Here is a 14,154-nt window from a genome sequence, read left to right as displayed (position 1 = left end):
TAAATATTTTACAGAAAGAGAGAGAAGAAAATGGGTAAGATTATTGGCGAAGGAATTACATTTGATGACGTTTTATTGGTACCTGCTTATTCTGAGGTATTACCAAATGACGTTGACCTTACAACACAGCTGACACAGAAGATTAAGTTGAACATTCCTCTTATGAGTGCCGGTATGGACACAGTTACAGAGCACAGAATGGCTATTGCCATGGCTCGTCAGGGTGGTATCGGAGTTATCCACAAGAACATGTCCATAGAGAAGCAGGCAGAGGAAGTTGACAAGGTAAAGCGTTCAGAGAACGGTGTAATATCAGATCCATTTTACTTATCTCCAGAGCATACACTGGCAGATGCTGACGAGCTTATGAGCAAGTTCAGAATCTCAGGTGTACCTATCACAGAGGATGGCAAGCTTGTTGGAATCATAACCAACCGTGACCTGAAGTTTGAGAAGGACTACACCAAGAAGATCAAGGAGTCAATGACATCTGAGGGTCTTGTTACAGCAAAGGAGGGAATCACACTTGACGAGGCTAGAGAGATCCTTGGAAAGGCTCGTAAGGAGAAGCTTCCTATCGTTGATGACGATTTCCACCTGAAGGGACTCATCACGATCAAGGATATTGAGAAGCAGATCAAGTACCCATATTCAGCACATGACGCACAGGGCAGACTTCTCTGTGCAGCAGCAGTAGGATGTACAGCCAACATCCTCGACAGAGTTGCAGAGCTCGTATCAGCAAAGGTTGATGCGATAGTTATAGATACAGCACATGGACATTCAGCCAACGTTCTGAGAACTTTCAAGATGGTTAAGGAGAAGTATCCTGACCTTCAGGTTATTGCCGGTAACGTTGCAACAAGATCAGGCGCACAGGCTATGATCGACATGGGTGTAGATGCAGTCAAGATCGGTATCGGACCTGGTTCTATCTGTACAACAAGAGTTGTTGCAGGTATCGGTGTACCACAGATCACAGCTATCATGCAGGCATATGATGCAGCTATGAATGCCGGAATCCCTGTTATCGCAGATGGCGGTATCAAGTATTCAGGAGATATCACAAAGGCTCTGGCAGCAGGTGCCAACGTATGTATGATGGGAAGTCTGTTCGCAGGTACAGATGAGGCTCCTGGTGATTTCGAGCTTTATCAGGGACGTAAGTACAAGGTATACAGAGGTATGGGATCTATAGCAGCCATGGAGAATGGTTCTAAGGACAGATACTTCCAGGAGAACGCAAGAAAGCTTGTCCCAGAGGGCGTTGAGGGCCGTGTGGCATACAAGGGATCACTTGAGGATACAGTATTCCAGCTCATCGGTGGACTTCGTTCAGGTATGGGTTACTGCGGAGCAAAGAACATTGCAGAGCTTCATGAGAAGGCAGAGTTCGTCAAGATTTCAGCAGCTTCACTCAAGGAGAGCCATCCACATGATATCCATATCACAAAGGAAGCTCCTAACTACAGTGTAGAGTAATAGAAATTTGCATAGATGATTTCAGATAAGAGGATGCATATCTGTCAGATATGCATCCTTTTTTCTTGACACCGTTCTGTTATGTGAGATAATGAAGAATGGGTGTCTTAGAAAAGAGGTGTTTGGATATTTATGAAGGTAAACAATCCAGGTAAAAAAGATCTTGACCAGCTTGTGATGCTTGAGCAGGAGACATTTCCTGAGGCTGAGGCAGCAAGCCGGGAGTCTATAGAGCGAAGACTGAAGGCGCACAGAGAAACTTTCTGGGTGCTCAAGAAGGACGGGCGAATAATAGCAGGTATAAATGGTATTACTACTAATGAGAAGGATTTGAGCGATGCCATGTATACGGGCGAGGACTTCTACGACAAGAAGGGTCGCTGGCTTATGATATTCGGCGTGTCAACTCTGCCGGACTATCAGCACAATGGATATGCGGCGAAGATAATGCATGAGGTTCTTCAGGAGACGGTCAAATGTAAACTCGACGGAGTCGTCCTCACATGTAAAGAGAACATGATCCCATTCTACGAACAATTTGGTTTTGCGGATGAGGGCGTGAGTGAATCTGAGCATGGCGGTGTCGTCTGGCATCAGATGAGGATAAGGCGCAGAGATATAAAACGTGATTATAAGCAGGATGTGATTGATTGTATAGTGATAGTAGTTGTGGCCGCCGTACTGGCATTTCTGCTGGGACGATTTGTGATATTAAACTGTAATGTACCTACTGGTTCCATGCTTGAGACAATACAGCTTGGAGACAACATAATAGGAAGCAGGCTTACATATAAGTTCTCTGATCCTGAGCGTGGCGATATAGCCATATTCAAGTGGCCGGACGATGAGTCCCAGGTATATATCAAGAGAATCATAGGACTGCCGGGTGAGACCGTGGAGATCATAGATGGTAAGGTATATATAAATGAAAGTGATACTCCGCTCAAGGAGGATTATCTGAGTGATGAGGCAAGGACTGACGTAAGATCGTTTGGACCGTATCAGGTTCCTGAGGACTGTTACTTTATGCTGGGAGACAACAGACCAAACTCAGCGGATGCCAGACTTTGGGAGAATACCTATGTGAAGCGTGACAAGATACTTGCCAAAGCAGAATTTGTGTATTTCCCATTTTCACAGATAACATGGCTTGGAAACGGAGCAGAGTATTAGATTGTATGTCATGATGGATAATCAGAGGAGATGGTCACATGAACAGAGTAAGATTTGACATGCATTGTCATACGGCTGAGGGATCACCCGATGCCAAAGTAAAGATTCTTGATTATATTGATCTGTTAAAGCAGCGTGGTTTTCACGGAATGCTGGTCACAGACCATGATTCATATTCCGGATACAAAGCGTACTTAAGGCAGAAAGATAAGGTGAAGGATTTCGCTGTGCTCAGAGGTATTGAGTATGATACGTTTGACTATGGACATTTCCTCATCGTACTGCCATCAGATACACCTGAGGAGGTGTACGACCTGTTTGAACACAGGGGCATGGCGCTTATCAGGGTGATATGGCTTGTGCACGAGTGCGGCGGTATACTTGGCCCAGCTCATCCATTTGGCGAGAAGTTCATGAGCTTTGGCAGCACGAGAAGGCTTGGCATGATAGAGCACAGACTATATGCACAGCATTTTGACTTCATAGAGGGATATAATTGCTGTGAATCAGCCAAGAGGAATAAGATGGCCAGAAGGCTTGCGTCATACTATGATATACCTGTTTTTGGTGGAAGCGATGCCCATAAGGAGAACTGTGTCGGACTTGCAGGTACATATCTTCCGGATTATATACATTCGGAGGATGATCTGATAAATTATATAAATGACGGCAATCATCCCGAGGTTGGCGGAAAGAGATACCCGAAGACCTTGAAGGACAAGATAGGACCTGCCGGCAAATTCCTGACGTATGGATTTTATTTATACAATATATATGGCGCATTCCGAAATTATCCTGCGAGATGTCGCGCATACTTTGCGGCATCGGCAAAACTGAAGGCAAAAATGAAAAGTAACTGTTCAGACAGGGGACTGGATAGCAAAAAATAAAAGCAAAAACAGAAAGGGCGATTATGAATAAGAAGGAAAGAAGTAATTTTACGGGGACGCTGGGCTTTGTTATGGCAGCAGCGGGAAGTGCGGTAGGACTTGGTAATATATGGAGGTTCCCATATCTTGCGGCAAAGGACAACGGTGGTGTGTTTATACTTGTGTATATAATACTTGCGCTTACATTTGGATTCACACTGCTCACAACAGATATTGCAATAGGAAGAAAGACTCGGCAGGGACCGCTCACAGCTTATGGTCTTATACATAAGAAGTGGAAATGGCTTGGCGGTCTGGCGTGGATCGTACCGGTCATAATCCTTCCATATTACTGTACTATCGGAGGATGGGTTCTGAAGTATATGACAGCATATTTTACAGGTCAGACAGAGGCTGCCACTGGTGACGGTTATTTCACCGGTTTTATAACAGCCCAGACTGCGCCTATAGTATTTGCACTTATATTCCTTACGGCCACAGGCGTTGTCGTATTCTGTGGTGTTGAAAAGGGAATAGAGAAGTTTAGCAAGGTGCTCATGCCGATATTGGTAATTCTTATAATTGGAATTTCGATCTATTCACTGACGATCAAGCATACCGGTGATGATGGTACGATCAGAACAGGAATTGATGGACTGAAGGTATATTTGATTCCTGATTTTAAGGGAATGACATTCAGGGATATATTCATGGTTGTAATGGATGCCATGGGACAGCTCTTCTTCTCGATAAGTGTCGCTATGGGTATCATGGTTGCGTATGGCTCATATGTTAAGAAGGATGTTAACCTTATGAAGTCGATCAATCAGATAGAGATATTTGACACGGCAGTGGCTTTCCTTGCTGGTCTGATGATAGTCCCTGCGGTGTATGTGTTCTCTGGAACGGAAGGCATGTCAGCGGGCCCTGGACTTATGTTCATATCTCTGCCAAAGGTATTCAATGCCATGGGTAAGGTCGGAACAGTCATCGGAGCCCTGTTCTTCATCATGGTTACATTTGCGGCGATCACATCCTCAGTATCGGTCATGGAAGCGATAGTGTCAGGACTTATGGATAAGTTCCATCTCACGAGAAAGAAGAGTGCGGTCATAACAACTGTATATGCGGTTGTCGGAATGTTGGTCGTATGTTTCGGTTACAACATATGGTACTTTGAGCTCAAGCTTCCAAATGGAGCTACAGCCCAGATCCTCGATGTGATGGATTACCTGAGTAACAACATCTTCATGCCGCTTGTGGCTATCCTGTCATGTATACTTATCGGCTGGGTAGTGAAGCCTAAGACGGTTATAGACGAGGTTACAAGAAATGGCGAGAAGTTTGGAAGAAAGAAGCTCTATATTGTCATGGTAAAGTTTGTGGCACCAATACTGCTTGCATTGCTGCTTCTCCAGTCATTTGGAATTGACTTTGTACAGTTTGTTACAAATCTGTTCAAATAGAACAATATAGTTTATAATGTAGAGGCGTTTGTCATGTGAGTGATGAAGGCCTCTATATTTTTGTCATAAGGAATGTCATTGCAGGATATTTATACCGGGTTTACGGATTTAATGGGAGAATGATGGATGAACAACAGGGATGATTTGATATATCTTGCCCCGATGGAGGGGATAACAGGATACATATACAGAAATGTACATCACAAATATTTCGGCGGCGTTGACAAATACTTTATGCCGTTCATTGCCCCGGCGAAAGGACGTCCTCTCAGAAACAGGGAACTAAGGGATGTGCTGCCGGAAAACAATCAGGGGATAAATGTGGTGCCGCAGCTTCTGACCAACAGTGGCGAGGGATTTGTGAAGGCTGCAAAGTTCCTGAAGGAGCTTGGATATAACGAGGTGAATATCAATCTCGGCTGTCCGTCAAAAACTGTAGTAACGAAGTATAAAGGCTCGGGTCTACTGTATGATACAGAGAGACTTGACAATTTCTTATATGAAGTATTTGCCGCCGACGTGATGGATGTGTCTATAAAGACCAGAATAGGAAGAGACAGTTCTGTGGAGTTTGAGGATATCATAGAAATATATAAGAAGTATCCGATAAGTGAGCTGATCATACATCCGAGAATACAGACGGATTTCTACAAGAATACGCCAAACATGGAAGTGTTTGCCGAAGGTGTGGCTTCATATGGAAGACCAGACACAGTGTGCTACAACGGAGATATAAACAGTGTGGTGGATTATGACAGGTTCACGGGCGATTTTCCTGATATAAGTAAGGTTATGATAGGCAGGGGGATAATAGCTGATCCTTGTCTGGCGGAGCGGATAAAAGAAGAGTGTGGCGACAGTACATATGACTGGAACAGATTTTTCATATTCCACGATGAACTTTACAGGAATTACTGTGAGTCGGATGTGGGCAGGGGCAACACGATGTTCAAGATGAAGGAGCTGTGGGCTTACTGGTCGAGGCTGTTTTATGATGTGGAGGGAGCTGAGAGGGCTCTTAAGAAGATCCGGAAGACTAGAGATAATGGTGAGTATGAGGCGGCAGTCAGGATGCTGGCTGCACTGTGCAGATAGGAGATGATATCATGGGATGTCTTGGAAATTGTATATGGTTTTTATGTGGCGGAATATTGAGCGGACTTTCGTGGGGGGCAAGCGGGGTGCTGTGCTGTATAACGATAATAGGGATTCCGATTGGGATGCAGTGCTTTAAGTTTGCAGGACTTGCATTTTTTCCATTTGGAAAAGAGATAGTGTATGGAGGCGGGGCTGGCTCGCTGATCGCGAATATCATATGGCTGCTCTGCTGCGGAATACCTATGGCGGTAGAGAATGCCTGCCTGGGGCTGCTGCTTTGCATAACGATAGTCGGAATTCCATTTGGGCTTCAGTTCTTTAAGATCGCCAAGCTGGCGCTCATGCCTTTTGGTGCAGAGATTGTGGGATGATGGTGGAAATATACATAAATATAGTTGACAGAACTTGAATCACTAGAATATAATAATGTGGCGTCAGATATGTGCTGACGCCATATATAAGGCAATGACGAAGAGAAGTAGCATAGATTATCGCCCACAGAGAGCCGGTGGTGGTGGGAGTCCGGCGGAGTGAATATATGTGAATAACACTTTACCAGCCGCAAGCTGAAAGATATAGCCCATAGCGGGATACGTGTTTTATGTCGAGTAGGGGAGCCGTAGCTGCACGATACGCAGAGAGGTCATGAGCAAGGTGACTGAGAGGGACTGGGACGCGATGCTTTGAATATACGAAGATCGTGTAACGGTAAATCAGGTGGTACCGCGGACATTAAAGCAGACAAGTAACCGACAGGTAGTTTGAGAGAGCTTATGTTCGTCCTGAATATTTGCATATGTATATGTGCATCTGATTCAGGATGAACATAAGCTTTTTCTATTTGCAAGAGAAATAACAGCCAGTGCGTAATCCTGAAAAAGCCAAAGTGGACATAAAGCCACAGGCAAATAGTAAAGAAAAGGAGAGAACAGATGACAATCGAGAACATTTATCGTAACAGAACAATGAACGAGATCACTGAGGGCGATGTGGGAAAGACACTTAAGGTTGCCGGATGGGTAGAGAATATCCGTGACCACGGTGGAGTATCATTTATCGATCTTCGTGATATGTATGGCGTGCTCCAGGTAGTAATGAGAGACACATCCCTGCTTGACGGAATAACAAAGGAGGATTGTGTATCAATCGAGGGTATCGTTGAGCACAGAGATGAGGAGACATACAATCCTAAGATCCCTACAGGTACTATTGAGCTTGAGGCAAAGACTGTAGAGATACTTGGCAAGGTATATAAGCAGATTCCATTTGAGATCCAGACATCCAAGGAGACACGTGAGGATGTGAGACTCAAGTACAGATATCTTGACCTCAGAAACAAGAAGGTTAAGGACAACATGATTTTCAGAAGCCAGGTCATCAGCTACCTTCGTCAGAAGATGACTGAGATGGGATTCCTTGAGATCCAGACACCTATCCTCTGCGCATCATCACCTGAGGGTGCAAGAGATTACATCGTGCCATCAAGAAAGTTCAAGGGCAAGTTCTATGCACTTCCACAGGCACCACAGCAGTACAAGCAGCTCCTCATGGTATCAGGATTTGACAAGTACTTCCAGATTGCTCCTTGTTTCAGAGATGAGGATGCGAGAGCAGATCGTTCACCTGGTGAGTTCTACCAGCTTGACTTTGAGATGAGCTTTGCAACACAGGAGGATGTATTTAAGGTTGGAGAGGAAGTCCTCTCAGCAACATTTGAGAAGTTTGCACCTGAGGGCGCAGTGGTTACACAGGCTCCATATCCTATCATCAGCTACAAGCAGGCTATGCTTGAGTTCGGTACAGATAAGCCTGACCTCAGAAACCCACTCAGAATAATAGACCTCACAGACTTCTTCCAGAGATGTACATTCAAGCCATTCCATGGCAAGACAGTGCGTGCCATCAATGTACACAAGAAACTTTCAAAGGGACAGCATGAGAAGATGCTCAAGTTTGCACAGAGCATCGGCATGGGCGGTCTTGGATACCTAGAGATCCTTGAGGATATGTCATACAAGGGACCTATCGACAAGTTCATTCCTGATGATATGAAGGGTGAGATCGCAGAGCTTGCAGGCCTTCAGCCTGGAGATACTATTTTCTTCATCGCAGACGTGGAGGAGCTTGCAGCGTCATTTGCAGGACAGATCAGAATTGAGCTTGGCAACAGACTTGACATCAACGAGAGGAACGCATTCCGTTTCTGTTATATAAATGACTTCCCAATGTACGAGTATGACAAGGAGAGCAAGAAGATCATCTTCACTCACAATCCGTTCTCAATGCCACAGGGCGGACTTGAGGCGTTAAATGAGAAGGATCCACTTGATATCCTGGCTTACCAGTACGACATCGTCTGCAACGGTATCGAGCTTTCATCAGGCGCTGTAAGAAACCACGACATGAAGATCATGGTCAAGGCATTTGAGATCGCAGGATACACAGAGGATGATCTGAAGGAGAAGTTCGGAGCACTCTACAATGCATTCCAGTTCGGAGCACCACCTCATGCAGGTATGGCTCCTGGTGTGGACAGAATGATCATGCTTCTCAGAAACGAGGAGAATATCAGAGAGGTCATCCCATTCCCAATGAATGGAAATGCACAGGATCTTATGTGCGGAGCACCTGGCGAGGTTACAGAGCAGCAGCTCCGTGAGGTTCACATTAAGGTCAGACAGTAAAAAGGCCGGACGGCACTTGTAGTTCGAGATATGGATATGAAAACATATATACAAACACATTCAGTTACCTTCACTTCAGCTTGCTTACATTTGCATGCTGCGAAAACCGCGATAAGAGCGGTGCGGTCTTCGCAGCAGCAGTAAGCGCTGAAGATCAGTCACTTTCATTATCGTTTGTATATATGTTTCATATCTTATGTATCAAGAACTACAAGTGCCTGTTTTTTTGACATGTACTTGTGTATAAAACCGGTTTTAATTGTTTTTATGAGAATTGTAAGAGGAGGCTTTTGACGATGGCAGGTTTTCTTATAAAGGACACAACTAGGGAAGAACGAGAGCAGATAGTCGCTGATTCTCTGGGGAATATTGACGCTTACTGTGATGGCTGTATGTGTGGTATCACAGAGATGTACCAGGATTATATTGACGGGAAGAAAGAGCTTCGTGAGATAAATATGGAGTTCAATGCGAGATATGTTCGGGATGAGAATATGGATGGACGGAAGTAAGCGTATGGTGACAACTTTAATAATAAGTATGTTGCAGAGCTGGAAAAGCCATGTTAATATGGACATACAGTTAGTTGGTTTACATTACATCAATAAATAAGAATTAAAAAGGGGAAATTTATATGGGGATACGAAAAGAAATATTTATAGTTGCTGCGATGCTCTCCATTATGGCGTGTACGGCCTGTGGAAATTCAGGTGGAAATGTTTCAGAAACAAATGGTGCGGAGACCTCGACCGGTGTGGAGAGCGGAATAATAGAGCAGCCACAGGTCATGTATGATGGACACATCTATTATTACAATGCAACCGGAAGAGATGAGAAATTGCCGGAAGGATACGAGATCGCGGGAACGATAAAAAAGGTCGACAGCAAAGACTATCCTGCAGAGAATTTTGCGGCAGCAGGCGTGGATCTTGAAGCTGGACAGGAAATATATATCAGCACAACTGAGAAGAATGTCATTTATCTGAAATATGACAGCGGATATGCGAGGTTTGAGAGAAGTCCTGAGGATGCTGCAGCGGAAGAACAGGATGAGACGGAGGTTGCAGAGAAAGAGAATGAGATAGAGGGGAATAGTGAAATGGCAGATAATATGGATGATGCTATGGCAGAAAATTATGGAGAATATGGATTTGGAGAAGACGGAGAATTCGACTTTGACAGTATATTGGGGATAGATCAGCTTGACCTGAACTACGAGGCACATGTTGCAGGATTTGACGGAGAGAGCTTTTTGTATAGTGTGCATATTGATGGCGGTGTCACAGATGAGAAGGTAGATGAGATCCAGCAGGTGATGGCGGATTATTCTTCACAAAATGGTGATGAAGAAAACTATATGGGGTATATTGATATATATAAGGGCGAAGACCAGATAATGATATACCTTGATCTTGGCGGCGTATCAGAAGAAAATAGCAACATGGCGGTAACGGGTATACTGAACGCACTTAACAGTGTCTCAGGTATAAAGAGTGTTATCATAAACGAAGAGATGTAGAAAAAAGAAAACATGTGTGAAAAGTCTATGATGTTTATTCTGAAATCACAAAGTAATTTTTGACTATCTTTTCAAAAGTTCTGAGTCGAACTTTCTACTTCATAAGCGTTTTTTTTATTTCATGCTTATGAAGTAGAGAATTTTTACCTTATCGTAAATTCGCAAGATAAATTATATGTATCGTAATCCCAATCTCTTTCACTTTCAAAGAACGCAAATTGTTTAATCAAACGATAGTGTCCAGCAGGCAATTCTCCATAAAAACTTTTAACATCAATTTCTAATGTTAATCGTTCGTTAGGATTAATAAAACAATCCTTTTCATTGCTCTTTGAGGGGTCATCAAGCTGTTTAAGTTGATACCAAGTGCCGGATTGTTCAGCTTCTATTTCAAAATAATTTGGTGAATATCGGTATTCTTTATCAGAAGTATTTTCTATTAGAAATGAAAGGTGCTTCAAATCTAAATCCTTTTCTGTACTCATTGAAATCTTCAAATCACCCAAAGTGTCAAGTGCTTCTTCACTTCCATAAGGAGAAACCTCATATTCTTCGGAATAATCTTGTACTACATGGTTATCACTGTCCTTTGCTTGACTGCACCCAACAATACACACCAATAACGATAAGTTTAGAAACATACATATTATTTTTTTCATTTGTCCTTATCTCCTTTCTTTTAAATTTATAATAGCAATAAAATGTCTATTTTCAATCAACTTTCATTGCAATTTATTTTTACTGTAACACATGCTCCCCCTGCTTCGTTATTAGCAATTTGGATATTTCCGCCATGTCTTTCACTTAAAATCTTACTAATATTCAGCCCTAATCCCAAATGTTCAGTAGATATATCTTTCGATGATTTATAAAATGGTAATGTCGCTTTTTCAATATTAATATTTTTAAACCCGCAACCATCATCTGAAACAGATATAACTAAATTATTATTCTCTATTACTGCGCTAATAGCAATATCACTTTTTGCGTATCTAATACTATTAGAGAGTAAATTTTCATAAATCTGCATGACTGTATTTAAATTGATAAACAAGGTTATATTATCACCGCTTGTAGTAATTGAAAAATGTTTGTCATAACAAAGTGCTTCTGCTGTGTTATTAAAATTATCAATAAGTGCATGAAATGTAATCTGTTGCCGTGGAATATCAATATCCTCTAACCTATATAAGTTCGTCATAGCATTTACATATTTTTCAAGACGTGAAACATTTTTTGACATTACTGATATTTCATCTAATATTTCTTCTTGTGATACTAAGCCTTTGGGAATAAAGGAAAGCAGCATAGTAGCATGACCCTTTAGTAAAGTCAAAGGAGTGCGTAAGTCATGTGAAAAAGCAGCGTTTAGACGGCGCTGTTCAGCAAATTGTCGAAACATAGTTTCATTATTTTTCGCCAAACAGTCTTTCATTTTTTCAAAGGCATGACAGAGTTTTCCCATTTCATCATTTAATGGATATGATAACGTAAAATCTAAGTCATTTGCTTCAATTTTATGATACGCATTAGTTAATAGCTTAATAGGTTTCGATATTTTTTTTTTATAAAAAAATGTTACACAACATATCATATTAATAGATAATACGATAGGAATAATTGCAACATTTAATGAACCTAAAACACTGTCAATAAGCCTATCCCGGTTTGTAAAATTAGGTGAAACTTCGATATATGAAACATGGTTCGGATAGACATATTCGTGTACTGGGCGTTCTTTTTGATAATCAACATTGAACTTGCATATCTCGTTTCCTTTCGTATCAAATATTGTGTATTTTGTTTGGTCATTACTATAAGCGGCGGTAAATGAACCATTTTCCGGTATATCATACCTTGTTGACATATTTTCATACTTATAGTTCAAATTTATTCTGTATTTGTCAACCATTGAAATTAAAAGTATACAAATAATTATTCCAATCAACAACGAAAACAAAGCATAAAGAACAAAGGACATCCTAATACTCATGCTATTTAACCGATTGAACCATCTGCTTCTCTTTAATTTTTCCATTTATATCCGCACCCCCAAACAGTTTCAATGTAAGGTCTATCGCCTAAAGATAAAAATTTTGCCCTAATACGTCTGATATGTTCTGTAACAACTGTATTATCACCAATGCCGTCTAATCCCCAAACTTTTTCATAAATAGTTTCCCGGTCAAAAACAATTCCTTTGTTTTGTGAAAGGAAAGATATTATATCAAATTCCTTTTTGGTAAAAGCCATATCCTTATTATGATAAAACACAATACGTGAGGAATAATCTATAACCATATCTTCATCAAATTGCACCTTTGAAGATGTATTGTGTCTTTTTTCTCTGCGAAGATGTGCTGCAATGCGAGCTTCTAATTCATCAACAGAAAATGGTTTTATTACATAGTCGTCTGCGCCAATAGAAAATCCTTTTATTTTATCACTATCTTCAATGCGTGCTGTTAAAAAAATTATAGGGCATGAAACATAATCCCGTATTCTTTCACAAACAGTAAATCCATCAATATCTGGCATATTAACGTCTAACAAAATAATGTCAGGTTTTTTTTCTACTTCTTTTAATGCAGCATTTCCTGCTGTTGCAGTATATACCGTATATCCAAGTTTGCTGAAATAGCAATACAGCATTGATACAATTTCTTTTTCATCGTCTACAATTAAAATACTCTGCGCCATAAATATGCCTCCATTGTGAATATCTGATTTAAGATTATCAAACAAAAATCTATTTCTAATCAATTTCTTTAATTTTCGATGTCATTAGATATTATATATGGCAATATGAGTTGTAGCAACCTTACTCTGCATGTTTTATGCTCTATTGCCATCAATACTATGATATGTGTAATCATATCTCAAAGAAAAGAGGAACAGTAAAATGTAATAGGGTGAAAAATATGAAGCAGGATAAAGTGAAGTATGATTTTAAGGCTTTCGGGCAAGCCATTAAAGCAGCAAGAAAAGCAAAGGGAATATCACGCAATCAGTTAGCCGACACACTGAATATTGCGCCCAGGTATATCGCGTCCATTGAAAACAGCGGGCAGCACCCAAGTTTACAGATTTTATATGAGCTTGTAACCCTGCTTGACGTATCAGTAGACCAGTTCTTTTTCCCGGAACGGGAACAAGAGAAGTCCACACGCCGCCGTCAGCTCGATACCATGCTTGACACAATGAGCGAAACAGACTTAAAAATCATGTCTGCTACTGCAAAAGGCATAGAGGAAGCCAACAATGACAGGACGGGGGAATAAAGTTCCCTCGTTTTTGTCTGCATAAAGTGAATGAAGCGCCGCAGAATTGCGGCGTTTTTCTTTTGCGCTTTTTGGCATACTGGGAGTTCCGTTGTAGTGATAAGTGAGGAAAAAACTTTCTTAGCAAGCATAGGAAAAGAGTACCCTTTTCCGTATTTTCGCCCTCCCGTCCTGCGGTGCGTCGGTTGAAAATTGCTTGTTGGGAAGTATGGAGGAGATTGAGACGTATATAGGCAATATAGAGTCTGGAAAGAGCGGAAGCATAGATATCCTCACGAATGCCGTGGTGACGACTGCTGCGAGCGGTGATATGTCAAAGGTGATAGTTACATATGAGGACAAAGAGGGGAATGAGACGACGATTGAGGGGAATTTCAAGGCGACTGTGGAATCTCCGGTGTATGACAATGTAGAGAAGATAAAGGACAGCACAAAAAGCAGTGGTAAAAAGGTGTTATATGGTGTAATTGCTGTGGTTATAGTGATAGCTCTGTTATGTATATGTGCAATAAGAAAGCACAGGAGAAAAAGGAGATTCTTGATGAATTTTAGATTCCGGTCACGGGGAGAGAGTTTATAAGG

General features: G+C 41.6%; 14 protein-coding genes. 11 read left to right on the top strand and 3 right to left on the bottom strand.

Features of this window, described 5'->3' with window-relative positions:
- Positions 1–30: 30 nt before the first annotated feature.
- From guaB to DW025_RS11670, 9 genes are all read left to right on the top strand, one after another.
- Positions 31–1,482, top strand: coding sequence for an IMP dehydrogenase (guaB, locus tag DW025_RS11710; RefSeq protein WP_117549321.1), 1,452 nt, complete (start codon positions 31–33; stop codon positions 1,480–1,482).
- A gap of 132 nt (positions 1,483–1,614) precedes the next feature.
- On the top strand, positions 1,615–2,655 hold the full coding sequence (gene lepB, locus DW025_RS11705) for a signal peptidase I (RefSeq protein WP_120000040.1): 1,041 nt from the start codon (positions 1,615–1,617) through the stop codon (positions 2,653–2,655).
- 38 nt (positions 2,656–2,693) lie between these two features.
- Positions 2,694–3,545 carry a PHP-associated domain-containing protein gene (locus DW025_RS11700; protein WP_120000038.1) on the top strand — a complete coding sequence of 284 codons (852 nt, stop codon included), beginning with the start codon at positions 2,694–2,696 and terminating at the stop codon, positions 3,543–3,545.
- A gap of 23 nt (positions 3,546–3,568) precedes the next feature.
- Positions 3,569–4,990: a sodium-dependent transporter gene (locus tag DW025_RS11695; RefSeq protein WP_055280491.1), complete on the top strand. Its 1,422-nt coding sequence runs from the start codon at positions 3,569–3,571 to the stop codon at positions 4,988–4,990.
- A gap of 126 nt (positions 4,991–5,116) precedes the next feature.
- Complete coding sequence (locus tag DW025_RS11690; protein ID WP_118649959.1) at positions 5,117–6,085, top strand: tRNA dihydrouridine synthase; 969 nt, start codon at positions 5,117–5,119, stop codon at positions 6,083–6,085.
- A gap of 11 nt (positions 6,086–6,096) precedes the next feature.
- Positions 6,097–6,459, top strand: coding sequence for a YccF domain-containing protein (locus DW025_RS11685; protein WP_117549311.1), 363 nt, complete (start codon positions 6,097–6,099; stop codon positions 6,457–6,459).
- A 561-nt stretch (positions 6,460–7,020) separates the two neighbouring features.
- Positions 7,021–8,772: an aspartate--tRNA ligase gene (gene aspS, locus DW025_RS11680; protein WP_120000037.1), complete on the top strand. Its 1,752-nt coding sequence runs from the start codon at positions 7,021–7,023 to the stop codon at positions 8,770–8,772.
- Positions 8,773–9,068: 296 nt separating this feature from the next.
- Positions 9,069–9,284: a hypothetical protein gene (locus DW025_RS11675; RefSeq protein WP_055146976.1), complete on the top strand. Its 216-nt coding sequence runs from the start codon at positions 9,069–9,071 to the stop codon at positions 9,282–9,284.
- 122 nt (positions 9,285–9,406) lie between these two features.
- Positions 9,407–10,291 (top strand): hypothetical protein, encoded by an 885-nt coding sequence (locus tag DW025_RS11670; protein WP_120000035.1) that lies wholly within the window; start codon positions 9,407–9,409, stop codon positions 10,289–10,291.
- 143 nt (positions 10,292–10,434) lie between these two features.
- Here DW025_RS11670 and DW025_RS11665 read toward each other — a convergent pair whose 3' ends face one another.
- The 3 genes from DW025_RS11665 to DW025_RS11655 are packed head-to-tail and all read right to left on the bottom strand — an operon-like array spanning position 10,435 to position 12,991.
- The gene (locus DW025_RS11665; protein WP_118018180.1) at positions 10,435–10,950 is read right to left on the bottom strand and encodes an immunoglobulin-like domain-containing protein; all 516 of its coding nucleotides are present in this window, start codon (positions 10,948–10,950) and stop codon (positions 10,435–10,437) included.
- 56 nt (positions 10,951–11,006) lie between these two features.
- Positions 11,007–12,329 (bottom strand): HAMP domain-containing sensor histidine kinase, encoded by a 1,323-nt coding sequence (locus tag DW025_RS11660; protein WP_120000033.1) that lies wholly within the window; start codon positions 12,327–12,329, stop codon positions 11,007–11,009.
- Positions 12,317–12,991: a response regulator transcription factor gene (locus tag DW025_RS11655; RefSeq protein ID WP_022215892.1), complete on the bottom strand. Its 675-nt coding sequence runs from the start codon at positions 12,989–12,991 to the stop codon at positions 12,317–12,319. Before DW025_RS11655 ends, DW025_RS11660 begins: the two co-directional genes overlap by 13 nt.
- Before the next feature lie 221 nt (positions 12,992–13,212).
- Here DW025_RS11655 and DW025_RS11650 point away from each other — a divergent pair, with 221 nt between their 5' ends.
- A complete protein-coding gene (locus DW025_RS11650; RefSeq protein ID WP_022215893.1) occupies positions 13,213–13,572 on the top strand; it encodes a helix-turn-helix transcriptional regulator in 360 nt (119 codons plus the stop codon).
- A gap of 208 nt (positions 13,573–13,780) precedes the next feature.
- Positions 13,781–14,152: a hypothetical protein gene (locus DW025_RS11645; RefSeq protein ID WP_120000031.1), complete on the top strand. Its 372-nt coding sequence runs from the start codon at positions 13,781–13,783 to the stop codon at positions 14,150–14,152.
- Positions 14,153–14,154 lie beyond the last annotated feature (2 nt).

The organism is Coprococcus sp. AF38-1 (assembly GCF_003603945.1).
Lineage (GTDB): Bacteria > Bacillota > Clostridia > Lachnospirales > Lachnospiraceae > Coprococcus > Coprococcus aceti.
This window is presented reverse-complemented; position numbering and strand designations above follow the sequence as displayed.